Below are 26,791 nucleotides of genomic sequence, written 5' to 3' on the forward strand. Positions count from 1 at the left end.
ACCCTTGTCGTGCGCCGACGTGTCCCCAAAGTCCTTCAGCCTGTCCTCGGCTGTCAGGCTCCCCGGGTTCCCCTGATCAGGTCTGCGGCGCGTTCTCCGACCATGAGCACCGTGACCATCGGGTTCACGGTGGGCATGGTGGGGAAGACGGACGCGTCGACGACCCGCAGGCCCTCCAGGCCGATGACCTGGAGGTCACCGTCCACAACGGACCCGATCGCGCACGTCCCGGCCGGGTGGTACACGGTGTGGGCCGCGCGCCGGCCGTACTCGGACAGCTCCTCGTCGCTCGTGACGTCCGGGCCGGGCGCGATCTCCCGCTTGAGCCACGACTTCAGCGGCTCCCGCGCGGCGATCTCGCGGGCGATCTTGAAGCCGTCGACCAGCGTCTGCTCGTCGTAGCCGTCGGGGTGGGTGAAGTACCCGAAGTCGAGAGCGGGCTTCTCGGCGGGGTCGCTGGACTTCAGCCACAGCTTGCCCCTGCTGTGCGGCCGCGGGACGTTCGGCGTCATGCAGACGCCGTGCTCCACCTGCGGGTAGCCGAGGCGTTCGGTGTGGGTGGTGAACGGGATCTGGTAGAAGTGGAACATCAGGTCCGGCCGCGGGTCGGAGGGGTCGCGCCGGACGAACAGGCCCGCGTCGGAGTCCATCACCGAGTTCTCCGGCAACGGCTTCGTGGTCTCCCAGACGATGACGGACTCCGGGTGGTCGAGCAGGTTCTCGCCGACACCGGGCAGGTCGTGCTTCGGCTCGATGCCGATGGCGCTGAGGTGCTCCGCGTCGCCGACGCCCGAGAGCATCATCAGCCGCGGCGTGTCGATGGCGCCCGCGCAGAGCAGGACCTCCCTGTTCGCCTCGAAGTACCCCCGGTCGGTGTGCACGCCGATCGCGCGCGTGCCGTCGAACTCGATCTTGCCCGCCCAGGTGTTCAGCAGCAGCGTGAGGTTCCTGCGGCTGTCGAGGACGTCGTGCAAGTACGCGGTGGACGCCGACGACCGCCGGTTGTTCTTCTCCGGGTGGTAGGCGATCGAGAAGAAGCCGACGCCGTCCTCGAAGGGCCGCGCGTTGAAGTCGTCGATCTCCGGGACGCCGGTGGCCTGCCGCGCCGCGGCGACGAAGTCCTCGGCGATCGGGTTCCGGTCCTTCTCGGCGACCGGGATGATGTTGAGCTGGACCTTGTCGTAGTACGGGCTGATCGCGTCCCACGTCCAGCCGTGGCCCCACTCGTCGAAGTCCTGCGGCAGCGGGGTGAAGCAGATCAGCGTGTTGTGGCTGGAACACCCGCCGAGCACCTTCGCGCGGCTGTGCCGGATGTGGGAGTTGCCGCGCGGCTGCTCGACCGTCGGGTAGTCGTAGTCGTACTCGGTCCCGAGCAGGTTGATCCAGTTGCGCAGATCGAGGATCTTCTCGTCGCCGACGTCGGAGGGCCCGCCCTCGATGACGGCGACCGTGACGCCCGGGTCCTCGGTGAGCCTCGCCGCGAGCACGCAGCCCGCCGTGCCGCCGCCGACGATCACGTAGTCGTGAGCGGTCACTTCGAGTCCCTTCGCGCGAACCAGTTCTGGGCTTGCGGCTTGAGGTTCTGGTACACGTGCTTGGGCTCGGTGTACTCGTGCAGGCCGGCGGTGCCGAGCTCGCGGCCGACACCGGAGCGCTTGAAGCCGCCCCACTCGGCCTGCGGCAGGTACGGGCCGAACTCGTTGATCCAGACCGTGCCGTGGCGGAGCTTCTTCGCGACGCGCTGCGCCTTGTCGAGGTCCTGGCTCCAGACGCCGCCCGCGAGGCCGTACTCGGTGTCGTTGCCGAGGCCGACCGCCTCCTGCTCGGTCTCGAACCGTTCGGCGGTGATGATCGGGCCGAACGTCTCGTCCCGGACCAGCCTCATGTCGCTCGTGCAGTCCGCGTAGACCGTGGGGCGGAAGAAGAACCCGTTCTGCAGCTCCGGTTCGCCGGGGCGCTCGCCGCCGGCCCTGAGGGTCGCGCCCTCCTGCCTCGCGACCTCGACGTAGCTCTCGACCTTCGCGCGGTGCTCCTCGGAGACCAGCGGGCCGGACTCGGTGTCGGGGTCGACACCGTTGCCCAGCTTGACGAGGTCGGCTCGACGCGCGACCTCGTCCACGAAGTCGTCGTAGACGCTGCTGTGCACGAGGAGCCTCGTGCCCGACGAACAGACCTGGCCCGCGTGGAAGAACGCCGCCGTGAGCGCGTAGTCGACGGCGGTGTCGAGGTCGGCGTCCGCGAAGACGATGTTCGGGTTCTTGCCGCCGAGCTCGAGCGCGACCTTCTTCACGGTCTTCGCGGCCGAGGCCATGATCCGCCGGCCGGTCGCGAGGCTGCCGGTGAACGAGACCAGGTCGACGTCGGGGTGCTCGCTCAGCGGCGCGCCGACCTCCGGCCCGGTGCCGAGGACGAGGTTCGCGACGCCGTCGGGCACCCCGGCCTCGGCCAGCAGCGCGAACAGCTTGATCGTCGTGAGCGGCGTGATCTCGCTGGGCTTGGCCACCAGCGTGTTGCCCGCGAGCAGGGCCGGCGCGATCTTCCACGACATCTGCAGCAGCGGGTAGTTCCAGGGCGCGATCAGGCCGCAGACACCGACGGGTTCGTAGTCGACGCGGCTGAGGACGTCGTCGGGAGCGCCCTGCACGATCTTCGGGTGCAGCAGCCCGGCGAGGTTGCCGTAGTAGCGGAACACGGAGACGACGTCGTCCACGTCGATGCGGCTCTCGACCAGCGTCTTGCCGGTGTCGAGCGTCTCGGTGAGGGCGATGTCCTCCTTGTCGCGCTCCAGCAGGTCCGCCACGTGGTTCAGCACCGCCGCGCGGTGCTCGGGGCTCGAGTGGGCCCAGTCGCCGTGGTCGAAGGCGTTCCTGGCCTTCGCGATCGCCTGGATCGCCTGGTCGCGGGTGTGGTCCTCGACCTCGGTGAGAACACTGCGGTCGAAGGGGTTGATGATCTGCCGCACCGGCGACACGGGGCCTCCCTGTTCGTTCGTCCACGAAGGACATCGGGGTGTTGCCGATCGCCGGTGGCGGTAAACCTCGACGACCGTCTCCTACTTCAGGTTCCTGCGCAGCCTGGTGAAGAGGCGCGCGTTGCTCATGGCCACGATGCCGACGACGTCCTCCGGGTTGTCGCCGTCCCGGTACGTCGCGACGAACTTCCTGTCCTCCACGGACCCGTCTTCGACGCGAACGTCCCGCGTCGCCCGCCCGATGAACTGGATCCGCACCCCGTACTGGTCGGACCAGACGTAGCCACCGTTGGTGTGCGTGGCCACCGTCTCGCCCGCGAGCAGGTTGCGGGTGGCCACCTGTGCCTGTTCGGTCGCGGACGTCCAGTGCTCGGCGCGGTGTCCCGCGCAGTTCGCGACGTCGCCGACCGCGACGACGTTCTTGACGTTCGTCACGCCACCCGCGTCGCACAGCACGCCGTTGCCGAGGGCGACCGGTCCGCCTGCGAGCCAGTCCGTGGCCGGGCGCGTGCCGATGCCCGCGACGACGACATCGGCGTCGACTCGACGCCCGTCGGCAAGCTTGATTACACCGTCGACGTTGACTGAATCAACGTTGACTCCCGTGATCAACGTTGATCCGTGGTCGCTGTGCAGCTGTCCACACGCGGCACCCATCTCGGCGCCGAGCACCCGCGTGAGCGGCGCGGGCAGCGCCTCGACGACGGTGACGTCCTTGCCGAGCGCCCGTGCGCTGGAGGCGATCTCGGCGCCGATGAACCCGGCGCCGATGACACCGATGTGCTGCGCGCCGCCGATCGCGTCGCGCAGCTTGGCGGCGTCGTCGAGGGTGCGCAGGACATGCGTGTTGGGGACCGTCCGCGGGATGCCACCGGTCGCGATGACGATGCCGTCGGCGGAGATCGTCGAGTCGTCGCTGAGCACGATCTCCCGCGTGGACAGCAGTCCGGTCGCCCGCACGCCCAGGCGCCACTCGGCGTCGAGCGCGTCGAGGTCCTCCTGGTCGGCGAGCGGCACCGCCTCCACCTTGCCGAGGAGGAAGTCCTTCGAGAGAGGAGGCCGGTCATAGGGGAGATGGACCTCATCGCCGATGACGACGATCCGTCCGTCGAACCCCTGCTGGCGCAGCGCCTGCGCCGACCTCAGGCCGGCCAGTGATGCGCCGATGATCGCAATCGTCCTCACGCCACGTCCTCGTTCACCTCGACTTCGACATAGACCTCTCCATCTATAACCGAGATGGGATAGGTCTTCACCGGTCTCTTGGCGGGCGGACACGTCGGCTCGCCCGTGCGGAGGTCGAAGCTCGCGGCGTGCAGCGGGCATTCGACGAAGCACCCCTCCAGCCACCCCTCGCTGAGCGAGGCGTCCTGGTGGGTGCAGGTGTCGTCGATGGCGTACAGGTCGCCGCCCGCGTTGAAGACGGCGATCGGCACAGAGGGACCGACGACGCGAACCGCCTCCCCCGGGGGCAGGTCCACGAGAGCGCAGGCGCGGATCATCGTCGGCCTCCGTTGCGTGACACGGCACACGTTCCGAATGACGCAACACAATGTGGGCCTCGGACGACCCGCCGTCAAGAGTCCACCAGGTTGTTTTACCTGTCGATTACTGTTGCGCGATGAGCAACTCCGCCTCGGCAGCTCAGGTGCAGTCCGTGGACAGGGCCATCAGCGTGCTCGAACTCCTCGCCCGGGGCGAGGCCGGCATCACCGAGATCGCCGGTGAGCTGGGCGTGCACAAGTCGACGGTGTCCAGACTCGTCTCCGTGCTGGAGGCGCGCGGCCTGGTGGAGCAGCTCGGCGAAAGGGGCAAGTACGCCATCGGGTTCGGGGTCGTGCGCCTCGCCGGCGCCGCCACCGGCCGCATGGACCTGACCAAGCTCGGCCAGCCCGTCTGCCAGAGCCTCGCGGACTCCTTCGGCGAGACCGTCAACATCGCCGTGCACGACGCCGGCGTCGCCATCAACATCACCCAGGCCCGCGGCTCCGCGGCCGTGTCCGCCGTGAACTGGATCGGCCGGCGCACACCCCTGCACGCCACGTCGTCCGGCAAGGTCCTGCTCGCGCACCTCCCCGACGACGAACGCCGCCGCCTGGTGTCGCTGCCGCTCGACGCCTACACCGAGCACACCGTCGTGGACGGCTCGAAGCTGCTCGCGGAGCTGGAGGAGGTAGCGGCGAAGGGGCACGCGTCCTGCTTCGAGGAACTGGAGCTGGGGCTGCACGCCGTGGCCGTCCCGGTGCGCGGGCACCGGGGCGAGGTGGTCGCGGCGATGAGCGCGTCCGGGCCCTCGTACCGGTTGTCGCGGCAGCGGGTGGACGAGATCGTGCCGGCGATGTCCACGGCGGCGGCGGACCTCTCGGCGCAGCTCGGCTACTTCGCGGGCTGAGCCCGCCAGGGGGACGTGCTCCCGGCTGGCCAGGGCTCCCGGCTGGTCTGGGCTCGCGGTGGTGTTCGACGAGTCCCGGTGCGCGAACGGCGGTATTGACAGCGGATCCGCCGAGCCGCAGTTTGTTGCTGATGGCGGAACGAGTTCTGCGATTCGCAACCGCGGCGAAGGGATGTCCTGATGCCTGGTGCAGTTCCTCGCGTGGTGCTGGTGGGAGCGGGGATCGTCGGGTGCGCGCTGGCCGACGAACTCACCGAACGGGGCTTCACCGACGTCACGGTCCTCGACCGGGCGGCCGGGCTCGCGGCCGGCGGGTCCAGCAGCCACGCCCCGGGCCTGGTCTTCCAGACCAACCCGTGCCGCAGCATGACGCAGTTCGCCCGCTACACCGTCGAGAAGTACACCGCGCTCGGCTGCTTCGACCAGGTCGGCGGTTTGGAGATCGCCACCTCCGAGGCCAGGCTCACCGACCTGTCCCGCCGCCACGGCTGGGCCACGTCGTGGGGAGTGCGGAGCCGGTTGGTCGACGCCGGCGAGGTCGCCCGGCTGCACCCCTTGCTCGACCGCGACCAGGTGCTCGGCGGGTTCCTGACCCCGGACGACGGCCTCGCGCGGCCCGTGCGGGCCGCCGAGGTCCAGGCGCGGCGCGCAGCCGGACGCGGCGCGCGGTTCGAGTTCGGGCAGGAGGTCGTCGCGGTCGAGACCACCGGGGACCGCGTCACCGGCGTGCGCACCGGGACCGGTGTCTTCCCGGCCGACGTGGTGGTGTCCTGCGCCGGGATGTGGGGACCGGTGCTGGGCGAGATGGTCGGGCTGACCGTCCCGCTCGTGCCGATGGCGCACCAGTACGTCTTCACCGGCGAGCTGAACGCCGACGCCGACGCGTTGGCGAGGCAGCCGATCCTGCGGCACCAGGAAGCCGACCTGTACTTCCGCTCGCACGGCAAGGCGCTGGGCATCGGCGCGTACGGGCACCGGCCCATGCCGATCGCGGCGCGCGACATCACCGGCTCGGAGCTGCCGTTCACCGAGGAGGACTTCGACTCCTCGTGGGAGTCGGCCGTCGCGCTGATCCCGGCGCTGGCCGAGGCCGGCGTGGACCGCGGCTTCAACGGGCTGTTCTCGTTCACCAGCGACGGGATGCCCCTGCTGGGCGAGCACCCGGGGCTGCGGGGCTTCTGGGTCGCCGAGGCGGTGTGGATCACGCACTCCGCGGGCGTCGCGCGGTCGGTGGCCGAGTGGATCGTGGACGGGCAGCCGGAGCTGGACCTGCACGCGAGCGACCTCAACCGGTTCGAGCAGGTGCAGCTCGCGCCGGACTACGTGCTGGAACGCGGTTGCCGGAACTTCGTCGAGGTTTACGACCTGCTGCACCCCTTGCAGCCCATGCAGAGCCCGCGGCCGCTGCGCACGAGCCCGTTCCACAGCCGTCAGCGGGAGCTCGGCGCGTTCTTCCTGGAGGCGTCCGGCTGGGAGCGGCCGCACTGGTACGAGGCCAACGCGGCCCTGCCCGAGGTGGCCGAGGTGCCGGACCGCAACGAGTGGGCGAGCCGGTTCTGGTCGCCGATCTGCGGGGCCGAGGCGCTGGTGACGCGCAAGCGGGTCGCCCTGTTCGACATGACGCCGTTGAAGCGGCTGGAGGTCGGCGGACCGGGGGCGCTGGAGTTCCTGCAACGCATGACGACCAACAACCTCGACCGCAAACCGGGCGCGGTCGTCTACACGCTGCTGCTCGACGAGCAGGGCGGCGTGCGCAGCGACCTCACGGTCGCGCGCCTGGGCACGAGCACGTTCCAGGTCGGCGCGAACGGCAACCTCGACCTCGACTGGCTCACCCGGCACGCTCCGGACGACGTCTTCATCAGGGACATCACGGCGGGCACGTGCTGCATCGGCCTGTGGGGACCTCTTGCACGGGACCTCGTCAACGACATCCCGCACACCCTCGACGTGCGGAAGGGCTACTTCACCGCGCAGCAGGGGTTCGTCAAGAACGTCCCGGTGACGGCGCTGCGACTGTCCTATGTGGGCGAACTCGGCTGGGAGCTCTACACCACCGCCGATCTCGGCCCGAAGCTGTGGGACACGCTGTGGGAGGCGGGGCAGCGGCACGGCGTCATCGCGGCCGGGCGCGGGGCGTTCACCAGCCTGCGCCTGGAGAAGGGCTACCGGTCGTGGGGCGTGGACGTGACCACCGAGCACGACCCGTTCGAGGCGGGGCTCGGCTTCGCGGTGCGCCAGGACAAGGAGTTCCTCGGCAAGGGGTCGCTGCACAACCTCACCTCGACCAAGAAGCTCACCTGCCTCACGATCGACGACCCGTACGAGGTCGTGATGGGCGGCGAACCGGTGTTCCACCAAGGGGAACCGGTCGGGTACGTCACGAGCGCCGCCTACGGGTACACGACCGGGCTCAACATCGCCTACGCCTGGCTGCCGAGCGAGATCGACGACGAGGTCGAGATCGAGTACTTCGGGCGGAAGGTCACCGCCCGTCCCGCTCAGGAGCCGTTGTTCGACCCCGGGATGAAGCGGCTCCGCGGGTGACGTACGACGTCATCGTCATCGGGCTGGGCGGCATGGGCGGTGCCACCGCGTACCGGCTCGCCCAGCGCGGCAAACGGGTGCCGGGGCTGGAGCGGTTCACACCGGTGCACGCGCTCGGGTCGAGCCACGGCGGGTCGCGCATCACGCGGCAGGCCTGCTTCGAGGACCTCGCCCACGTGCCGTTGCTGCTCAGGGCTCACGAGATGTGGGACCAGACCGAGCGCGACAGCGGCGAGCGGATCTTTCACCGCGTCGGCGGCATCATCGTCGGCGGCGCGGACTCCGCGGCGATCACCGGCAGCAGGGCCAGCGCCGAGCGGTGGGGCCTGGAGCACGAACTGCTCGACGCGCGCGAGATCCGCCACCGCTTTCCGGCCCTGCACCCCGCCGCGGACGAGATCGCGCTGTACGAGGAGGGCGTGGGACTCGTCGTGCCGGAGAACGCCGTGCGGGCCCACTTGGCGCTCGCCGAACGGGCGGGTGCCGAGCTGCACTTCGAAGAGCAGGTGACCCGTTGGGAGACCGGTCGCGTCACGACCGCCAGGGCGACCTACGAGGCCGAGCACGTCGTGGTGTGCCCGGGAGCGTGGGCACCGGAGTTGCCGGGGGACCTGGGGATCCCGTTCGAGGTCGAACGCGCGGTCCAGTTCTACTTCACACCCGGCGAGGACCTCCGCGACCACCCGGTCTACCTCTGGGACCGCACGGACGGCACGAACTTCTACGGCTTCCCCGAGGTCGACGGCGCCATGAAGGTCGCGTTCCACCACGGCGGGCAGCTCTGCACCCCTCAGACCGTCGACCGCACCGTGCACGCCCACGAGGTCGAGGCGATGTCGAACGCCACCAGGGCACCCATGCCCGCTGTCGCCGGAACGTTCCAGCGCGCCGTGACCTGCCTCTGCACCAACACCCCGGACCTGCACTTCGTGATCGCGCGCCACCCGGAGCACGAGGGCGTGACGGTGGCGTGCGGCTTCTCCGGGCACGGCTTCAAGTTCGTGCCCGTCGTCGGGGAGATCCTCGCCGACCTCGTGACCGACGGGGCCACGCGGCACCCGATCGCCCTTTCCGACCCTGCTCGCTTGAGAGGCGGAGCATGACCGGCAGCCTGATCTCCACCCTTGAGGGCCGCTACTACACCGATCCCGCGATCTTCGTGCGGGAGCAGGCGAACATCTTCGAGAGGATGTGGTTCTGCGCGGTCAGGTCGAGCGACCTGCCGAACCCCGGCGACTTCCGCACGGTGCAGGTCGGGCGGGAGAGCGTGATCGTCGCGCGGGACCGCTCCGGTGGCCTCAACGCGTTCCTCAACGTCTGCCGGCACCGCGGCGCGCGCATCTGCGCCGAGGGGGCCGGCAGCGTCAAAAGGGCGTTCCAGTGCCCATACCACGCCTGGACCTACGCGTTGGACGGCAAACTGATCGCCGCACCCAATCTCACCTCGATGCCGGACGTCGATCGCACAGAGTACGGGCTCGCGAAGGTGCACCTGCGCGAGTGGCTCGGGTACGCCTGGGTGAACCTGGCCGACAGTCCTCCGAGGTTCGAGGACGACGTCCTGAGCGCCGTCACCGAACGTTTGGGGTCGATCGACGCCATCGACGGCTACGAGATCGACCAGTTGTCCGTGGGCCGGCGGATCACCTACGACGTCAAGGCCAACTGGAAGCTGATCATCGAGAACTTCATGGAGTGCTACCACTGCGCCACGATCCACCCCGAGCTCACCGAGGTGCTGCCGGAGTTCGCCGACGGCTACGCGGCGCAGTACTACGTGGGGCACGGCGCGGAGTTCGGCGACGAGATCAAAGGCTTCACCGTCGACGGTGGTGAGGGCTTCGAGAAGCTCAGTGCCCTGGAAGAGGAACGCGACCGGAAGTACTACGCGATCACCGTCAAGCCGCAGGTGTTCATCAACCTCGTACCGGACCACGTGGTCCTGCACCGCATGTACCCGCTGGCCGCGGACCGGACGGTCGTCGAGTGCGACTGGCTCTACGCCAAGGAAGTCGTCGGCACCGGACGTGACGTCTCTCGCTCGGTCGAGCTGTTCCACCGGGTGAACGAACAGGACTTCGAAGCCTGCGAGCGATGCCAGCCGGCCATGGCTTCGCGCGCCTACGCACATGGTGGGGTGTTGGTGCCATCGGAGCACCACATCGGCGGTTTCCACGCCTGGCTGGTCGGCAAACTGGAATCAGCCGACTAGGGGATCGACTGCTCACCCGTGCACGCGAAAGCTTGCACGGGTGATGGAGCAGACCGATTTCTTGCTCCCCCAAGGGGAGCCCGACCTCCTCCGCCGCATCAGGCTTCTGGCCGAGCGGGCGGAACGGACGGCGCACGACAGGTCCAACTTCGTGGGACCGCCGCCGTCGCAGGAGCACCTGATGATCCTCGCGGAGCTCAAGAAGCTGACCGCCGAGATCGCCACGGCCACCGTCAGCTCGACGATGACCGCCGCGCCCGTGAAGACGAGACGGGCCGAGGCGCTGCCCCGGCCCGCCAGACCCGCGGACGACCTGATCCCGAACAGCTAGACGTCAGCGGCGCTGGCCGCGGACCATCTTCACGAGACCCTTCATCGTCTCCTCCAGGCCGGAGCCGAACGGGTTGTCGTGCACCAGGTACGTCCACGTCGAGCTGGGGCGCTTCACCCCGGCGTCGGCGAGGTCGTAGCCGTCGTCGGTGATCTTGGCTGCCTCGTACTTCTCCCTGGTCAGCTCCCACGACTCCGGCACGATCTTGTTGAACGCCGGGATGGCCTCGCGGTGGAACTCGTCGAGCGGGTTCTGCCGGGCGAGCGCGCGCAGGTGGATGCCCTCGCGCAGGTCCGACAGGAACGTCAGGTGGTGCGTCCACAGGTCGTCGAGGAAGAACAGCGTGATCGTGCGGGCGGCATCGGCGGCCACCTCGTCGGACACGCCCTCCTTCCCGCCGACCTTCTCGAACGCGGCGTCCGTGCGCAGCACCACGTCGCGGTGCTTGAGCAGGATCTGGCGCTGGTGCTCGATCAGCTTGTTGTAGCGCCAGGTGTTGCGGTGGATCTCCAGGTTCACGCCCTCGGCGACGCGCTGCGCGTGCTCGAAGGTGTGCAGCAGGCCCTTGTCGTGCACGCGGCCGTCGGCGTCCACTTCGGACGGGTCCTGGGCGTCCGGCGCGTACTGGGTGATCAGCTCGTCCTGCATGGACGAGAAGAACACCGAGCCGCCGGGGTCGCCCTGACGTCCGGCACGGCCGCGCAGCTGGTCGTCCAGGCGGGACGACGAGTGGCGTCCCGTGCCGATCACGTAGAGACCGCCGAGGTCGGCGATCCGGTCGTGGTCCTCGCCCTCGTGGCCGCCCAGGCGGATGTCCGTACCGCGACCGGCCATCTGCGTGGAGACCGTGATGCGGTTGTAGGAGCCCGCGTCGGCGATGATCGACGCTTCCTCGGCGTCGTTCTTCGCGTTGAGCACCACGCACTCGATGCCGGCCGCGCGCAGCTTGGAGGAGATGCGCTCGGACTCGGCGACGTCGAGCGTGCCGACGAGGATCGGGCGGCCCGTCTCGTGGACCGCCTTGATCTCCTCGACGATCGCGTCTTCCTTCTGCTCCAGCGTCGCGTAGAGGCGGAAGTGCTCGTCCTCGCGGATGTTCTCCTTGTTCGGCGGGATCACGAGCACCTCGAGCTCGTAGAACTCCCGCAGCGTCTCGGCGACGGCGACGGCGGTACCGGTCATGCCGCAGCGCGTCGGGTAGCGCGACAGCAGCGCCTGCACCGTCATCGAGTCGAGGATCTCGCCCGACTCGGTCGTCTGCACGTTCTCCTTGGCCTCGACCGCGGCCTGCAGGCCGTCCGGCCACCGCTGCAGCTTCGCGACACGGCCACGCGTGTCGTTGATCAGGTGCACCTTGCCGTCGCGCACGATGTAGTCGACGTCGCGGTGCAGCAGCACCTGCGCGTGCAGCGCCACGTTGACCTTCGACAGCGTGGACGTCACGTGCTCCTGCGAGTACAGGTCGATCTCGCCGAGCGCGCGCTCGACGGCCTCCGACCCGGCACCGGTGAGGAAGACGTTGCGCTCCTCGTCGTCGATCTCGTAGTGCAGGTTCTGCCGCAGCCGCTTCACCAGGTCGGCGATGACCGGGTCGGCCGCCTCCGCGCTGGTCGAGCCGGCGAGCACGAGCGGCACGCGCGCCTCGTCGACGAGCACCGAGTCGGCCTCGTCGATCAGCGCGACCTCCGGTTCGGGCACGATGAGGTCGTCCGGGCTCGTGACGATCCGGTCGCGCAGGACGTCGAAGCCGATCTCGCTGACCGGCGCGTACGTGACCTCGCACTGGTAGGCCTCGCGCCGCTCCTCGGCCTTCGAGCTGCCGTTGATCCAGCCGACCGTGACGCCGAGCAGCCGGTACAGCGGCCCCATCCACTCCGCGTCGCGCTGGGCCAGGTAGTCGTTGACGCTGACCACGTGCACGCGCTTGCCCTTGACGGCGAACCCGGCCGCGGCCATGGCGCCCGCGAGCGTCTTGCCCTCACCGGTCGCCATCTCGACGACGAGGCCGCTGAGCATGCCCAGCGCGCCCAGCACCTGCACGTCGAACGGCCGCTGCCCGATGGCGCGCTCCGCGGCCTCCCGCGTGAGGGCGACCAGTTCGGTGTCCGTGCTCTCCTCGCGCAGCTTCTTCGCGTGCTCGGTCAGCTCCTCGTCGCTGAACGCCTTGAACGCGTCAGCGTGTTTCTCCACGTCCTCGAGCAGGGCCTGGAACGGGGCGAGGTCGACGGAGCCGGGTTTCTGCGCGAACCTGCGCATCCGCTGCTTCAAGCGCGCCATGAGAGTGGTCACGACGCAGCAACGTACGGCATCGGCTCCAGGTTCCGCAGACCTCTTGACTGTGAAGGCCCGATTTGTCCGTTGGATCGGGCCTTCACAGCCTGTGATCAGGCCCGTTCCGGCTGGTGCGTCTCCGGCAGCTTCAGCACCGACACCAGCGTGCACAAGCCCATGACCAGCAGGAACGCCGAAACGGACATCGAGGTCCCGGTCGCGCCCAGCAGAGCCGTCATCACGAACGGCGTGCCGCCGCTGACCAGGATCGACGCCAGCTGGTACGCCAGAGAGGCGCCCGAGTACCGCACGTGCGCCTCGAACAGTTCACCCAGGTAGGCGGCGATCGGCCCGTACACGAGAGAGGACGCGATGCCGCCGACCGTGTTCGCGACGAACAGCAACAGCAGCGAGGCCGTGTCCACGAGCAGGAAGTACGGGAACGCCCACACGATCAGTCCGACGGTGCCCGCGATGATCAGCGGACGACGTCCCAGGCGGTCCGACAGGTGCCCGGCGTAGAGGATGACCGGGATGCTCACCAGCGACGACAGCAGCGACACGACCAGCACGGACTCGCGGCTGAGGCCGAGCGAGGTCGTCGCGTAGGACAGCACGCCCGCGATCGACACGTAGAAGATCGCGTTGGACGCGAACATCAGCCCCGCGCCGAGCAGGATTGGCTTGCGGTGCGTGCGCAGGGCCTCCTTCAGCGGTGCGTGGACCACGGCCGGTGCCTCCGCACGGCGCTGTTGCAGCTCCTTGAAGACCGGGCTGTCCTCGACCTTCAGCTGGATGAACAGCACCACGGGGAACAGCAGCGCCGACGCCAGGAACGGCACACGCCAGCCCCACGACGCGAACTCCTCGGGCGACAGAGCCGTCGTGGCGCTGATGAAGGCGACGTTGCCCAGCAGCACGCCGATCGGCACACCGGCCTGGCCGAACGTGCCCGCGAAGCCGCGCCGGCGCGGTCCCGCCGACTCGGTCAGCAGCAGCACCACGCCACCCCACTGCCCGCCGACCGCGATGCCCTGCAGGAACCGCAGCAGGACCAGCAGCAGCGGAGCGCCGACGCCGATGGACGCCGTCGTCGGCAGCAGGCCGATGAGGAACGTCGCCGCCGCCATCATCGCGAGGCAGATGACGAGGGCCGGCTTGCGGCCCACCTTGTCGCCGACGTGCCCGAAGACCAGGCCGCCGACCGGGCGCGCGATGAAGCCCGCCCAGAACGTGCTGAAGCTCAGCAGCAACGCCACGAGCGGCGTCGCCTCGGGGAAGAACAGCTTCGGGAACACCAGTGCCGCGGCGGTCGCGTAGATGAAGAAGTCGTACCACTCGAGAGACGAACCGACGAGCCCGGCTGCCATGAGCCGGCGCAACGTCTTTTTTTCCGCAGGGGCGACGCTGACCACGGATTCTCCTCACCACGTGTCGATGAACGGGCGTTTCTTCCCTTGTGCTCGGGAAGTTGCGGGGGCCAGCGCCGTGGCGATCCAGCGGCGGGTGTCGGCCGGGTCGATCACGTCGTCGATCTCGAAGACCGAGGCGACGTTCAGGGCTTTGCCGTGCTCGTAGGCCATCGCGACCATCTGGTCGTAGCGCTGCTTGCGCTCGTCCGGGTCCTCGATCGCGTCGAGCTCCTTCTTGAAGCCGAGCTTGATGGCGCCTTCGAGCCCCATCGGGCCGAACTCGCCGGTGGGCCACGAGACGGCGAACTGGGGCACCTTGAGGCTTCCGCCCGCCATCGCCTGAGCGCCGAGGCCGTACGCCTTGCGCAGCACGACGAGTCCGAAGGGGACGGTCAGGTTCGCGCCCGTCACGACCATGCGGGTGAGGTGGCGGACGGTGGCGGTGCGCTCGGCCTCCGGGCCGACCATGAAGCCCGGCGTGTCGGTGAGCGAGACGACCGGGAGGCCGAACGCGTCGGCGAGCTGCAGGAAGCGGGCGCACTTGTCGGCGGCGTCGGCGTCGATCGCACCGCCGAGGACGGCCGGGTCGTTGGCGATCAGGGCGATGGGCCGGCCTTCGACGCGGACCAGGGCGGTGACGACCGCCTTGCCGAAGCCCCGGCGGAGTTCGAGCACCGAGCCGGTGTCGGCGAGCGTGTGGACGAGGGCGCGGATGTCGTAGGCGCGGAGGCGGTTCTCGGGGACGGCGTGGCGGAGCAGGCGCTGGTCAGCGCAGCTCCACGCCTGCCCGCCGGCGGGTGCCTGTTCGCTGGCCGATGTCTGCCTGCCGGTCGGTGTCTGCCCACCTGTCGATGCTCGCCCGCCGGCCGACGGCCCGGAATTGTCGGTGTCGTCTGGGAGAATTGAATTCAGGGGTCCCCCCGCGGGCGCGGACGACGAATGCGCACTCGGCGAGGGGACGCCTGCGGAAGCCTGGAAGTACGAAAGGTACTTCTTGGCGACGGCGACAGCCTCCTCCTCCGACGCCACCACGACGTCCACGACGCCGTTGGGCACCTGAACGTCCAAAGGCCCGATCTCCTCGGGCCGGAAGACCCCCAGTCCGCCGCCCTCGATCATCGCCGGCCCGCCCATGCCGATGTTCGCGCCCTCGACCGCGATGATCACGTCGCACGTCCCGAGCAGCACCGCGTTGCCCGCGAAGCACCGCCCGGCCGCCACCCCGACCAGCGGCACCTGCCCGCTGAGCCGTGCGAACGCGTGGAACGAGCCGCAGTCGAGACCGCTGACCGCGCTGTGGTCGGTGTCGCCCGGCCGCCCGCCACCGCCCTCGGCGAACAACACCACCGGCAGGTTCTCCTGCTGCGCCAGCGCGAAGAGCCGGTCCTTCTTCTGATGGTTGCGCATGCCCTGAGTACCGGCGAGCACGGCGTAGTCGTAGGACATCGCCACGACCCGTGAGCCGTTCACGACACCGATACCGGCCACCATGCCGTCAGCGGGCGTGCGCTCGATCAGGTCTTCCAGCGAGCGGCGCCGGCGTTGCGCGGCGATGGCGAGCCCGCCGTACTCGACGAAGTCCGAACAGAGGTCGGCGATGTTCTCCCGCGCGGTCCGGCCACCGCGGGCGTGCCGCTTCGCCGCGGCTTCGGGGCGGTCGAAGTCGTGGCGTGCCAGCACCTCGGCCAGGTCCGGGCGCACGAACGACGGGTCCACCGCCTCGACGTCCTCAGCGGACTCGGCGGAACCGGTGGCCAGCACCTGCCCCTCGGACACCGTGTCGCCCACCGACACCAGCACCTCGCCGGACACCCGCACGACGTGCTGCATCTTCATTGCTTCGAGCACCACCGAGTCCGAAGACACCGAGACCACCGTGCCCGCCAGCGGCGCCCGCATGCCCGAGACGGGCTCGTCGACCACGAAGTCGGTGGTCGCGCCGACGACGTCACGGGCCAGAAGTCCTCGCAGGAGCTCCAGGTTCGTCGAGACGCCCTCGATCCGGAACTCCCGCAACGCCCGCCGCGCCCGGTTCAGCGCGACGTCCAGGTCCTCGCCGTGCACCACGAGCTTCGCGAGCAGCCCGTCGTACCGCGTGCCGGCCCGGTAGCCGACGTACCCGTGCGTGTCGACGCGGACACCGGGTCCGGCGGGCAGGCCGAACGACGACAGCACGCCGCCCGAGGTCTGGTTCACCCGCACCTGCACCGCCGCGCCGCGGTCGTGCGGCGTGAAGTCGACGTCGCCGCCCCACGCGAGCAGCAGCTGGGTGCGCACGAGGTCCACTCCGGACACCATCTCGGTCACCGTGTGCTCGACCTGCAGCCGCGGGTTGGCCTCCATGAAGTAGAACGCGTCCCCGGCGACGAGGAACTCCACGGTGCCGACGCCGGTGTAGCCGACCGCCTCCGCCAGCGCGACGGCCGCCGAGTGCAGGGCCTTGCGCAGCGCCGGGTCCAGCAGGGGAGCGGGCGCGATCTCCACGACCTTCTGGTGCCGCAGCTGCAGCGAGCAGTCGCGGTCGCCGATCACGGTCGTGCCGACGAGCTGCACCTCGATGTGCCGGGCGGAGGTCAGCAGCCGTTCGAAGTAGACGTCGCCCACCCCGAACGCCGCCAGCGCCTCCGCCCGGCACGCCTCGACCGCGCTGTCGAGGTCTTCGGGCCGCCAGACGGCCCGCAGGCCCTTGCCGCCCCCGCCCGCGACGGCCTTGACCATGACCGGGAACTCGCCGGGCGCCGCGTCCAGCACCGGGATCCCCAGCGACGCGGCCAGTTCCCGTGCTCGCCGCTTGTCACCGAGCAGTTCCAGAACGTCAGCGGAAGGCCCGACGAACGCCAGCCCGCGCGCCGAACACGCCCGGGCGAACGAAGCGTTCTCGGACAGGAAACCCCAGCCGGGGTGCACCGCGTGGCACCCCTGCGCGGCGTCGAGGATCTGGTCGGCGTCCAGGTAGGGCGAGTCACCGCGCAGGGCCACGGCCCGGTCCGCGAGGGTCACGTGCAGGGACGAGGCGTCGTCCTCCGCGTACACCGCCATGGTGCGAATCCCCAGGTCGGCTGCCGCGCGCAGCACGCGGACGGCGACCTCACCCCGGTTGGCGACGAGCAGCACGGCAATCCTCCTGAGCGACCGCTTAGTATGTGACGGCGGTCGCATGTTGCCATCTGAAGTCAACGGAAGTCCATACGGAACCGATCGTGGGGACGAGGCGTCAACGGAACACTTCGCCCGCGAAGGGGCGATCCAGTTGGCAGACTCCCCGCAAACATGCGAAGGGCATTCAGGAGGCCGCAGTGGTGTTCAAGAGGATGATGCGCGCGTTCGGCGTGGGCGGGCCGACTGTCGACACGGTGCTGACGAACCCGAACGTCCGGCCCGGCGAGGTGCTGTCCGGCGAGGTGCGCATCGCGGGCGGCGACCACGCGGCCGAGATCGACCACGTCACGCTCGCGCTGCTCACCCGCGTCGAGGTCGAGAGCGGCGACAACGAGTACAACACCAACATGGAGTTCCACAAGTTCTCCGTGGGACAGCGGATCATCGCCCAGCCGCACCAGAACCTCTCGCTGCCGTTCCAGGTCCCGGTGCCGTTCGAGTGCCCGCTCAACGTCGTCGGCGGCATGCAGCTCAACGGCATGCAGCTCGGCCTGCGCACCGAGCTCGAGGTCCGCGGCGCCGTCGACCCCGGCGACCTCGACCCGATCTGGGTGCACCCGCTGCCGTCGCAGGACGCCGTGCTCCAGGCGTTCGGGCGGATGGGCTTCCGCTTCACCAAGGCCGACAACGAGCGCGGCCGCATCTACGGCGTGCCGCAGCAGCTGCCGTTCTACCAGGAGATCGAGTTCTACCCGCCGCCGCAGTTCTCCGGCCGCCTCAAGCAGGTCGAGCTGACGTTCGTGACGACGCCGACCGAGCTGCACGTGGTCCTGGAGGCGGACAAGCGCGCCGGCCTGCTCCGCTCGGGCGGCGACGCGTACGGCCGGTTCGCCGTGCCGCACCAGCAGGCCGTCGGCACGGACTGGACCGCGACGATCAACCAGTGGATGGCGCAGGTCTCCGGCAGCCGCTGGTAGTCCGATCAGGGCCGAAAGGCCCAACGCACTGCTCCTCACGCTGCGGATCTAGGCCTCCGAAGGGATGATTCGGCCGAGATCCGTTCATCAGCGGGAGGAGGCGGTCATGTCCATCGGCGGTGTCATCAGCGCGATCATCATCGGGCTGGTCCTGGGCCTGCTCGGCAAGCTGCTCGCGCCGGGCAGGCAGAACATCCCGATCTGGCTGACCATCCTGGTCGGCATCGCGGCCGCGTTCGTCGGAACGTGGATCGCGCGGCTGCTGGGTGTGGGGGACACACGCGGCATCGACTGGATCGAGGTGATCATCCAGCTCGTGCTCGCCGCGGTCGGCGTGTCCGTGGTGGCCGGCGTGTACGGCCGCAAATCGGTCAGGTAGCGGGGCGGACCATCCTCAGGACGAGGTCGGCGTACAGCGCGCCGATCTCGTCCGGGGTCCGCTTCCCGCCCGGCTGGTACCAGCGCGCGACGTCGATGCACAGCGACAGCACGGCCAGGGTCGCGCCCTTCACGTCCGGGACGTCGAACACGCCCTCCGCGACGCCGTCCTCGAGGTAGGACCGCATCCGCTGCTCGATCTGCCGGCGCAGCTCCGCCACCCTCTCGTGGTGTTCGGCGGAGAGCGCGCTCAGCTCGTACTGCACCACGCGCGCCGTGGTGTGGAACGCCGCGTGCCAGCCCGCGAACGCCGACACGGCGTTCTTCAGCCGTTCCACCGCGTCGTCGCCCTCGATGCCCGCCAGCAGCGCCAGCGACGTCTCGTGGCCCACCAGCGAGATGTTGAAGAGCAGCTCTTCCTTCGAGCGGTAGTGGATGTAGACGGCCGCGGGGGACATCCCCGCGAGCGAGGCGATGTCCCGGGTGGTCGTGGCGTGGTATCCCTTTTCCGCGAACGCGCGGACGGCCGCGATGAGCATCCGGCGGGCGGCTTCCGGGGTGACCGTGCGCCAGATCTCGTCGAGCAGCGCGAACCCGTCCACTCCGGTCGTCGTCATCGGTGCTCCTCGCGTGTTGACAGGTGATGGATCGTACTGCACGCTAAGCGTGCGCTTAGCGCTAAGCAACCGCTTAGTATGGAGGTAAGTCGTGCAGCGGACGCTGTTCAACGAGGATCACGCCGCGTTCCGGGAGTCGGCGAAAGCGTTCGTCGAGCGCACGATCACGCCGAACGTCGAGAAGTTCATCGAGCAGCGCGTGATCGACCGGGACGTGTGGCTGGAGGCCGGGCGCCAGGGCCTGCTGGGCCTGGAGATCCCCGAGGAGTACGGCGGCAGCGGGGCGAACGACTACCGCTTCAACACCGTCTTCGCCGAGGAGCTGTGCCGGGTCAACGCCGCGGTCGCGTCCTCGCTCGGCATCCACGGCGACGTCGTGGCGCCCTACCTCGTCGACCTGTGCACCGAGGAGCAGAAGCAGCGCTGGCTGCCCGGCATGTGCACCGGCGAGATCAAGACCGGCATCGCGATGACCGAGCCGTCCGGCGGCTCCGACCTCGCCGCCCTGAAGACCAACGCCGTGCGCGACGGTGACGACTGGATCCTCAACGGCTCCAAGACGTTCATCACCAACGGCTACACCGCCGACATGATCGTCGTCGCCGCCCGCACCGACCCGTCGAAGGGCTCGCGCGGCATCTCGCTGTTCGCCGTCGAGACCGGCATGCCGGGCTTCGAGCGCGGCCGCAAGCTCGACAAGGTCGGCCAGCACCCGTCCGACACCGCGGAGCTGTTCTTCTCCGACGTGCGCCTGCCCGCCGCGAACCTGATCGGCGAAGAAGGCCAGGGCTTCATCTACATGATGGAACGCCTGCCGCAGGAGCGCATCGGCGCCGCCATCTCGAACCTGGCGCACGCGCAGGGCATCTTCGACGAGACGCTCGAGTACGTGAAGGAGCGCAAGGCCTTCGGCCAGGCGATCGGCAAGTTCCAGCACAACAAGTTCCTGCTCTCCGAGCTGCGCACCAAGCTCGACGTCACGCAGGCGTTCGTCGACACGCTGACGATGCAGCACGTCCGCGGTGAGCTGAGCCCGGTCGAGGCGGCGCAGGCGAAGTACTGGAGCGCCGACATCGAGAACGAGGTCATCGACGCCTGCGTGCAGCTGCACGGCGGCTACGGCTACATGACCGAGTACCGCGTCGCCCGCGCGTGGATGGACGCCCGCGTCACGAAGATCTGGGCCGGCTCCAACGAGATCATGAAGGAACTCATCGGCCGCGAACTGGGCCTGTAAGAGGAGAACGGCATGCCTGAAGCAGTCATCGTCTCCACCGCCCGGTCGCCGATCGGCCGTGCCCGCAAGGGTTCCCTCGCGTCGATCAGGCCCGACGACCTGGCCGCGCAGGTGATCTCGGCGGCGCTGGGCGACCTCCCGGCGTCCGAGATCACCGACCTGCACCTCGGGTGCGCCGAGCCGCAGGACGAGCACGGCCAGAACATCGCGCGCCGCGTCGCCGTGCAGCTCGGGTACGACACCCTGCCCGGCACGACCGTGAACCGGTTCTGTGCGTCGTCGGTGCAGACCGCGCGCATGGCCTTCCACGCCATCAAGGCGGGCGAGGGGCACGCGTTCATCTCGGCCGGTGTCGAGTGCGTCTCCCGGTACATGCACTCCGGCGTGCCGTCGTCCAACCCGTTGTTCGACGAGGCGCAGCAGCGGACGCTCGACACCGCCGCCTCGAACGCGCCGTGGACCGACCCGCGCCTGGACGGCCGGCTGCCCGACTACTACATCGCGATGGGCCAGACGGCCGAGAACGTCGCGACGCAGCTCGGCATCTCGCGCCACGACCAGGACGAGTTCGGCGTCCGGTCGCAGAACCTCGCGGAGAAGGCCATCGCGGACGGCTTCTTCGCCCGCGAGATCACGCCGGTCACCCTGCCCGACGGCACGGTGGTCTCCGCGGACGACGGCCCGCGCGCCGGCGTGACCTACGAGGCCGTGTCGACGCTGAAGCCCGTCTTCCGGCCCGAGGGCACGGTCACGGCGGGCAACTGCTGTCCCCTGAACGACGGCGCCGCCGCTGTCGTGGTCATGAGCGACGTGCGGGCCCGCGAGCTCGGCCTGACCCCGTTGGCGCGCATCGTGTCCACGGGTGTCTCGGGCCTCTCGCCGGAGATCATGGGACTCGGCCCGGTCGACGCGACGAAGCAGGCCCTGGACCACGCCGGTCTGTCCATTTCGGACATCGACCTGGTGGAGATCAACGAGGCGTTCGCCGTCCAGGTGCTCGGCAGCCAGCGGCAGCTGGGCATCGACGTCGACCGGCTGAACGTGCACGGCGGCGCCATCGCCCTCGGCCACCCGTTCGGCTCGACCGGTGCGCGGATCATGACGACGCTGATCAACGGCATGCGGGCCCGCGACGCCCAGCTCGGCCTCGAGACGATGTGCGTCGGCGGTGGCCAGGGCATGGCGATCATCCTGGAACGACTGAGCTGAAGGGCCTCTGGCGAAGATGGGCATCCTGGACAAGTTCCGCCTGGACGGACAGGTCGCGATCGTCACCGGCGCGTCCTCCGGCCTCGGCGTGGCGTTCGCGAAGGGCCTGGCGGAGGCGGGCGCGGACGTCGTGCTCGCCGCCCGCCGCGCGGACCGGCTGAAGGACACGGCGTTGCTCGTCGAGGCCGCCGGCCGCCGGGCGCTGGTCGTGCAGGCCGACGTCTCGCAGCCCGACGACTGCCGCGAGGTGGCGCGCGCCGCCGCCGAGTTCGGCACCGTCTCGGTCCTCGTGAACAACGCGGGCGTCGCCTCGGCCGTGCCCGCGTCGCGCGAGACGCCGGAGGAGTTCCTCGGCGTCATGGACGTGAACCTCAACGGCGCCTACTGGATGGCCCAGGCCGCCGCCGCGGTCATGACGTCCGGCGGCTCGATCATCAACATCTCCAGCGTGCTGGGCCTCGTGACCGGCGGCATCCCGCAGGCCGCGTACTCGGCCTCCAAGGCGGGCCTGCTCGGCCTGACGCGCGACCTGGCGCAGCAGTGGACCGGCCGCAAGGGCATCCGCGTCAACGCGATCTGCCCCGGCTTCTTCGCCTCGGAGATGACCGACCAGTACCCGCCCGGCTACCTGGAGAAGATGCGGGCGTCGCTGCCCGCGGGCCGCGTCGGCGACCCGGAGGAGCTGGCCGCGGCCGTCGTCTTCCTCGCCTCACCGGCAGGCGGCTACGTCACGGGCGAGACGCTCGTCGTCGACGGCGGCGCCGTCATCGTTTAGCCGCTGGACACGTCGGGGACGATCAGCACGTGATCGCATTGGACCAGGTGCTGGTCGTCGACGTGGAGTCGACGTGCTGGGAGGCCTCGCCGCCGCCGGGCGAGGTCTCGGAGATCATCGAGATCGGCATCTGCCCGGTCGAGGTGGCGTCGGGCAGGCGCGGCGATCGGCGCAGCATCCTCGTGCGGCCTTCCCGCTCGTCCGTCAGCCGCTTCTGCACCGGCCTCACGACCCTGACCGCCGACCAGGTCGCCGGCGGCATCTCGTTCGCGGAGGCGTGCGCGTTGCTGCGCAGGGAGTACAGGTCGGACAACAGGGTCTGGGCGTCGTACGGCGACTACGACCGCAAGATGTTCGAACGCCAGTGCGCGGACTTCGGCGTCCGCTACCCGTTCGGGCCGCGGCACGTGAACGTCAAGACGCTCTTCGCCCTGAGCCGCGCGCTGCCCCGTGAGGTCGGCATGGCCGAGGCGGTGCGGCTCACCGGCCGCGAGGTCGACGGCACGCACCACCGCGGCCACGACGACGCGTTCAACATCGCCGGACTGCTGGCCGGCCTGCTCAGAAGGTGATCACGTCGGCGGTGCCCGGGTCCGCCCCGCCGCTCAGCACCGCCTGCCACACCTCGACCAGCCCTTCCGGCCCGGTGTGGTGCGCGATCGCGACCCACTCGCCGGCCTGAGCGGTGAACGCGTGCCACGCCTCCCCGAACCGCTCCGCCAGCCCCTGCGCGCCCCAGTCCGCGGTGCGCTTGCGCAAGCGGTCCGGCGCGAAGAAGGACGACGTGCGCGGGTCCTGCGACGTGGCCTGGTGCGTCAGGCCGATCGAGATGTCCTCCACGAGATCGGCGCCGAGGCGGTCGTGCAGCGCGGAGCGGACGTCCGGCGAGCCGCTGAAGTCCAGGTACACCGACGGTTCGACGTCCACCGGGGCCCCGTAGGGCAGCACGGCGTCGTAGAGGCCGAGGCCGGTCGTGAACTCCACGTTGCGAGGCGACGTGAGACCCACGAGCCGGACTCCGCGGGAGCGCAGGCGGTGGGCCGTGCCGAACGCCGTCTTGCTGGACGCCGACGAGATCACGACGGTGCGGGCGCCGTGGAAGTCGTTGTCCGCCAGTTGGTCCGCGAGCAGGAACGACGTGAAGAACAACGGGCGGTACAGCACCTGCAGGTCCTCGAGCGACGCGTCGTAGGCGGGGTCGGACGACGTCACGAGGTAGCTGTTGTAGACGGCCGGCAGCTCGGCGCGATGATCGGCCGTGTCCACGAACCCGGACGAGGTCAGCCGCGCCCGGACCACCAGGTGGCTGGCCATCGGCAGGTAGCCGTAGACGCGCGTGCCGACCGGCAGGGCATCCACTGTGGACTCTACGACGTCGGCGAAGCCCCACAGCGGGATCACGCCCCGGCCCGGGCCGCCCGCCGGGAAGAAGCCCCAGTAGCCGATGGCGTCGCCGATCACGCCGTAGGTGACGTTGTTGGCGGTCAGGCCGACCCGGCTGACGCGCAGCAGCACCTCGCAGTCCGACAGGTCGGACGCGGAGGGCGGTTCGTCGCGCAGGACCTCGGTTCCGGCGAGGTCGCCGCGGTCGACGACGATGGTCCAGCCACTGATCATTGCCTGGGTTCTCCTCGGTCGGGCGGTACGCTCCGGTCGTGACCGTGCCTGAAAGACTGATCGACGCCGCCACCCGCCTGTTCGCGGACAAGGGGTACGAGCGGGTCGCCGTGCAGGAGGTCGTGGAACACGCCGGTGTCACCAAGGGCGCGATGTACCACTACTTCGGGTCGAAGGACGACCTGCTGCACGAGATCTACGGGCGGTTGCTGCGCCTGCAGACCGAGCACCTGAAGAAGATCGCCGCGGCGGACGGGCCGGTCACCAAGCGGCTGCGCGAGGCCGCGGTCGACGTCATCGTCACGAGCATCGACGACTTCGACGCCGCGAAGGTGTTCTTCCGCTCGATGAACCACCTCTCGGCCGAGAAGCAGCGTGAGGTGCGGGCCGAACGGCGGCGCTTCCACGAGATGTTCCGCGCGCTGGTCGAGGAGGGGCAGCAGGACGGGACGTTCCGCGCCGACGTGCCCGCCGACGTCGCCACGTACTACTTCTTCGGGTCGCTGCACCAGCTCGGCACGTGGTACCGCCCGGACGGGGACATCCCGCCCGGGCGGCTCGCCGAGCACTACGCGGACCTGCTGATCCACAGCCTCAAGGCCTGATCGTCAGGGGACGATCACGCTGACGATCTCGGCGACGCACGCGGGCTTCTCGCTGCCCTCGATCTCGATGACGACCTTGGTCACGAGCTGCTTGCCCAGCGCGATGTCCGTGACGTCGAGCAGCTCGACCCCGCCGCGCACCCTGGCCCCGACGAGCACCGGCTGCGGGAAGCGGACCTTGTTGCTGCCGTAGTTGACGCCCATCTTGATGTTCTTGACGGTGTAGACGTCGCGCACCAGGTACGGCACCAGCGAGAGCGTCAGGTAGCCGTGCGCGACCGGTCCGCCGAACGGGCCCTGCTTCGCCTTCTCGACGTCGATGTGGATCCACTGGTGGTCCAGCGTCGCGTCGGCGAAGAGGCCGACCTGCTCCTGCGTGATCTCGTGCCACTCGCCGAAGCCGAGGTGCTGCCCCTTGGCGGCGACCAGCTCGTCGATGTTCTCGAAAGCGCGCATCTCAGTCCTTCGGTCCGCCGGCGACGTAGATGACCTGGCCGGACACGAAGCCGGCACCCTCGCTGACGAGGAACGACGCGGTGTGCGCGATGTCCTCCGGCTGTCCGACGCGCGCGACCGGGATGGCCTGCGCCGCGCCGTTGACGAGGTCCTCGAACGAGATCTTCATGCGCTCGGCGGTCGCCTTCGTCATCTCGGTGGCGATGAAACCGGGCGCGATCGCGTTGACCGTGACGCCGAACTTGCCGAGCTCGATGGCGAGGGTCTTCGTGAAGCCCTGCAGACCGGCCTTGGCGGCGGAGTAGTTGGCCTGGCCGCGGTTGCCGAGCGCGCTCGTGCTCGACAGGTTGACGATGCGGCCGAAGCCTTCCTTCGTCTGGTGGGCCTGCACGGCCTTGCTCATCAGGAACGCGCCGCGCAGGTGCACGTTCATGACCGTGTCCCAGTCGCTCGCGGACATCTTGAACAGCAGGTTGTCGCGCAGCACACCGGCGTTGTTGATCAGCACGGTCGGCGCGCCGAGCTCCTCGGCGACCTTCGCGACCGCGGCCTCGACCTGCTCCTCGTCGGCGACGTCGACCTTCAGGCCGATGGCGCGCCCACCGCTCGCGACGATCTTGTCCGCGCCGTCGAGCACGCCCTGCTCGTCGAGGTCGAGCAGCGCGACGGCCAGGCCGTCCGCGGCGAGGCGCTGCGCGACCGCGGCACCGATGCCGCGCGCCGCGCCGGTGACGATCGCAACCCTGTCGGCCACGGGTCCTCCTTCGGTGAGGGGATGGTGAGCTAAGCAAGCGCTTAGTAACGTACCTATCAGTCGCCTTGACGTCCAGCGTCGTCGAGACGACCATACCGACTGGTCGGAATGTGGCAATACGAGGAGGCAGGTGCCCGTGGAACTCACCGGCAAGGTCGCGCTCATCACGGGCGGATCCAACGGCATCGGCGCCGCGTCCGCCCGGCGTCTGGCATCGCTCGGCGTGCGCGTCGTCGTGGCCGACATCGACGCCGAGCAGGGCAAAGCCGTCGCCGACGAGGTCGGTGGCGTGTTCGTGCGGTGCGACGTGACCGTGCCGTCGGACTCGGCCGACGCCGTGGCGCTCGCCGTCCGGGAGTTCGGCGGCCTCGACATCGCCTTCCTGAACGCCGGCATCGGCACGGGCTGCTCGCTGGGCGACGACTTCGACGTCGAGACCTACCGCCGCGCGATGGCCATCAACCTCGACGGCGTCGTCTACGGCGCGCACCACGCGCTGCCCGCGATCCGCGAGCGCGGCGGCCAGATCATCGCCACGGCGTCGATGGCCGGCCTCATGCCGATGCCCGGCGACCCGGTCTACGGCGCCAACAAGGCCGCCGTGGTCGGCCTGGTCCGCTCGCTCGGCGGCGCCTACCCCGACGTGCGCGTGAACGCCCTGTGCCCCGCGTTCGCCGACACCGGCATCATCACGCCGCTGCGGTCCACGCTGGAGGAGATCGGCATGCCGATCCTGCCCGTGTCGGCCGTCGTCGACACCTTCATGTCCATCGTGGAGGGTTCGGGCACCGGCGAGGCCTGGTTCGTCCAGGCCGGCCGCGAGTCCGAGCCGTTCGGCTTCCGCAACCCGCCCGGCCCGCGCGCCGCGGACGGCTCGCGGATCCAGGGCGCCCACAAGGACCCCGTTTCGATCGCGCTCAAGGAGAACTGA

The 26,791-nt window shown here is 69.7% G+C and carries 24 protein-coding genes; 13 read left to right on the forward strand and 11 right to left on the reverse strand.

All coding sequences use genetic code 11. The features are described 5' to 3' along the window. Positions 1-53: 53 nt before the first annotated feature. The 4 genes from BLQ91_RS42300 to BLQ91_RS35905 form a co-directional block, all read right to left on the reverse strand. The gene (locus tag BLQ91_RS42300) at positions 54-1,535 is read right to left on the reverse strand and encodes a GMC family oxidoreductase (RefSeq protein WP_245734162.1); all 1,482 of its coding nucleotides are present in this window, start codon (positions 1,533-1,535) and stop codon (positions 54-56) included. Then, positions 1,532-2,971, reverse strand: a complete 1,440-nt coding sequence (locus BLQ91_RS42305) for an aldehyde dehydrogenase family protein (RefSeq protein WP_218130538.1) — start codon at positions 2,969-2,971, stop codon at positions 1,532-1,534. The genes BLQ91_RS42300 and BLQ91_RS42305 overlap by 4 nt, the downstream gene beginning before the upstream one ends. 81 nt (positions 2,972-3,052) lie before the next feature. Then, complete coding sequence (locus BLQ91_RS35900; RefSeq protein ID WP_090104413.1) at positions 3,053-4,156, reverse strand: NAD(P)/FAD-dependent oxidoreductase; 1,104 nt, start codon at positions 4,154-4,156, stop codon at positions 3,053-3,055. Beyond that, complete coding sequence (locus BLQ91_RS35905; protein WP_090104415.1) at positions 4,153-4,473, reverse strand: bifunctional 3-phenylpropionate/cinnamic acid dioxygenase ferredoxin subunit; 321 nt, start codon at positions 4,471-4,473, stop codon at positions 4,153-4,155. The genes BLQ91_RS35900 and BLQ91_RS35905 overlap by 4 nt, the downstream gene beginning before the upstream one ends. A gap of 119 nt (positions 4,474-4,592) precedes the next feature. Here BLQ91_RS35905 and BLQ91_RS35910 point away from each other — a divergent pair, with 119 nt between their 5' ends. From BLQ91_RS35910 to BLQ91_RS35925, 5 genes are all read left to right on the forward strand, one after another. Continuing rightward, the gene (locus tag BLQ91_RS35910; protein WP_176960138.1) at positions 4,593-5,363 is read left to right on the forward strand and encodes an IclR family transcriptional regulator; all 771 of its coding nucleotides are present in this window, start codon (positions 4,593-4,595) and stop codon (positions 5,361-5,363) included. Between the two features lie 180 nt (positions 5,364-5,543). Then, positions 5,544-7,910, forward strand: a complete 2,367-nt coding sequence (locus tag BLQ91_RS40760; RefSeq protein ID WP_143022993.1) for a GcvT family protein — start codon at positions 5,544-5,546, stop codon at positions 7,908-7,910. Further along, positions 7,907-9,013 (forward strand): N-methyl-L-tryptophan oxidase, encoded by a 1,107-nt coding sequence (gene solA, locus BLQ91_RS40765; RefSeq protein ID WP_281199884.1) that lies wholly within the window; start codon positions 7,907-7,909, stop codon positions 9,011-9,013. The genes BLQ91_RS40760 and solA overlap by 4 nt, the downstream gene beginning before the upstream one ends. After that, a complete protein-coding gene (locus BLQ91_RS35920; RefSeq protein ID WP_090104419.1) occupies positions 9,010-10,122 on the forward strand; it encodes an aromatic ring-hydroxylating oxygenase subunit alpha in 1,113 nt (370 codons plus the stop codon). Before solA ends, BLQ91_RS35920 begins: the two co-directional genes overlap by 4 nt. Before the next feature lie 43 nt (positions 10,123-10,165). Next, positions 10,166-10,453 carry a hypothetical protein gene (locus BLQ91_RS35925; RefSeq protein WP_143022994.1) on the forward strand — a complete coding sequence of 96 codons (288 nt, stop codon included), beginning with the start codon at positions 10,166-10,168 and terminating at the stop codon, positions 10,451-10,453. Positions 10,454-10,456: 3 nt separating this feature from the next. Here BLQ91_RS35925 and secA2 read toward each other — a convergent pair whose 3' ends face one another. From secA2 to BLQ91_RS43170, 3 genes are all read right to left on the reverse strand, one after another. Continuing rightward, positions 10,457-12,742: an accessory Sec system translocase SecA2 gene (gene secA2, locus BLQ91_RS35930; RefSeq protein WP_090104423.1), complete on the reverse strand. Its 2,286-nt coding sequence runs from the start codon at positions 12,740-12,742 to the stop codon at positions 10,457-10,459. A 95-nt stretch (positions 12,743-12,837) separates the two neighbouring features. Continuing rightward, on the reverse strand, positions 12,838-14,139 hold the full coding sequence (locus tag BLQ91_RS35935) for an MFS transporter (protein WP_245734164.1): 1,302 nt from the start codon (positions 14,137-14,139) through the stop codon (positions 12,838-12,840). 9 nt (positions 14,140-14,148) lie between these two features. Further along, positions 14,149-17,256, reverse strand: coding sequence for a carboxyl transferase domain-containing protein (locus BLQ91_RS43170; protein WP_245734184.1), 3,108 nt, complete (start codon positions 17,254-17,256; stop codon positions 14,149-14,151). A gap of 176 nt (positions 17,257-17,432) precedes the next feature. Here BLQ91_RS43170 and BLQ91_RS35950 point away from each other — a divergent pair, with 176 nt between their 5' ends. Both BLQ91_RS35950 and BLQ91_RS35955 read left to right on the forward strand, forming a co-directional pair. Beyond that, positions 17,433-18,212: a sporulation protein gene (locus tag BLQ91_RS35950; RefSeq protein WP_090104428.1), complete on the forward strand. Its 780-nt coding sequence runs from the start codon at positions 17,433-17,435 to the stop codon at positions 18,210-18,212. A 106-nt stretch (positions 18,213-18,318) separates the two neighbouring features. Further along, complete coding sequence (locus BLQ91_RS35955; protein ID WP_090104430.1) at positions 18,319-18,591, forward strand: GlsB/YeaQ/YmgE family stress response membrane protein; 273 nt, start codon at positions 18,319-18,321, stop codon at positions 18,589-18,591. Here the strand turns inward: BLQ91_RS35955 and BLQ91_RS35960 are convergent. Beyond that, complete coding sequence (locus BLQ91_RS35960; protein WP_090104431.1) at positions 18,584-19,207, reverse strand: TetR/AcrR family transcriptional regulator; 624 nt, start codon at positions 19,205-19,207, stop codon at positions 18,584-18,586. The genes BLQ91_RS35955 and BLQ91_RS35960 overlap by 8 nt on opposite strands. 91 nt (positions 19,208-19,298) lie before the next feature. Here BLQ91_RS35960 and BLQ91_RS35965 point away from each other — a divergent pair, with 91 nt between their 5' ends. Genes BLQ91_RS35965 through BLQ91_RS35980 form a run of 4 tightly spaced genes read left to right on the forward strand, consistent with a single transcriptional unit; the run spans position 19,299 to position 23,000 of the window. Next, positions 19,299-20,444 (forward strand): acyl-CoA dehydrogenase family protein, encoded by a 1,146-nt coding sequence (locus BLQ91_RS35965; protein WP_090104432.1) that lies wholly within the window; start codon positions 19,299-19,301, stop codon positions 20,442-20,444. A gap of 12 nt (positions 20,445-20,456) precedes the next feature. After that, positions 20,457-21,653, forward strand: coding sequence for an acetyl-CoA C-acetyltransferase (locus BLQ91_RS35970; RefSeq protein ID WP_090104434.1), 1,197 nt, complete (start codon positions 20,457-20,459; stop codon positions 21,651-21,653). Between the two features lie 16 nt (positions 21,654-21,669). Continuing rightward, complete coding sequence (locus BLQ91_RS35975) at positions 21,670-22,428, forward strand: SDR family NAD(P)-dependent oxidoreductase (RefSeq protein ID WP_090104436.1); 759 nt, start codon at positions 21,670-21,672, stop codon at positions 22,426-22,428. Between the two features lie 29 nt (positions 22,429-22,457). After that, positions 22,458-23,000: a 3'-5' exonuclease gene (locus tag BLQ91_RS35980; RefSeq protein WP_090104438.1), complete on the forward strand. Its 543-nt coding sequence runs from the start codon at positions 22,458-22,460 to the stop codon at positions 22,998-23,000. Here BLQ91_RS35980 and BLQ91_RS35985 read toward each other — a convergent pair. After that, a complete protein-coding gene (locus tag BLQ91_RS35985) occupies positions 22,990-24,045 on the reverse strand; it encodes a DUF2855 family protein (protein ID WP_090104440.1) in 1,056 nt (351 codons plus the stop codon). The genes BLQ91_RS35980 and BLQ91_RS35985 overlap by 11 nt on opposite strands. Positions 24,046-24,083: 38 nt before the next feature. Between BLQ91_RS35985 and BLQ91_RS35990 the strand changes: the two genes are divergently transcribed. Further along, positions 24,084-24,650 (forward strand): TetR/AcrR family transcriptional regulator, encoded by a 567-nt coding sequence (locus BLQ91_RS35990; protein ID WP_090104522.1) that lies wholly within the window; start codon positions 24,084-24,086, stop codon positions 24,648-24,650. Positions 24,651-24,653: 3 nt separating this feature from the next. On the opposite strand, the gene BLQ91_RS35995 is transcribed toward BLQ91_RS35990, so the two are convergent. Together BLQ91_RS35995 and BLQ91_RS36000 are read right to left on the reverse strand one after the other, a co-directional pair. Next, on the reverse strand, positions 24,654-25,106 hold the full coding sequence (locus BLQ91_RS35995) for a MaoC family dehydratase (RefSeq protein ID WP_090104443.1): 453 nt from the start codon (positions 25,104-25,106) through the stop codon (positions 24,654-24,656). A gap of 1 nt (position 25,107) precedes the next feature. Next, positions 25,108-25,860, reverse strand: a complete 753-nt coding sequence (locus tag BLQ91_RS36000) for an SDR family oxidoreductase (protein ID WP_245734166.1) — start codon at positions 25,858-25,860, stop codon at positions 25,108-25,110. 130 nt (positions 25,861-25,990) lie between these two features. On the opposite strand from BLQ91_RS36000, the gene BLQ91_RS36005 reads away from it, so the two are divergent. Next, the gene (locus tag BLQ91_RS36005; RefSeq protein ID WP_090104447.1) at positions 25,991-26,791 is read left to right on the forward strand and encodes an SDR family NAD(P)-dependent oxidoreductase; all 801 of its coding nucleotides are present in this window, start codon (positions 25,991-25,993) and stop codon (positions 26,789-26,791) included.

Origin of the sequence: Lentzea jiangxiensis, from assembly GCF_900104175.1 — a bacterium.
Taxonomy (GTDB): Bacteria; Actinomycetota; Actinomycetes; order Mycobacteriales; family Pseudonocardiaceae; genus Lentzea; species Lentzea jiangxiensis.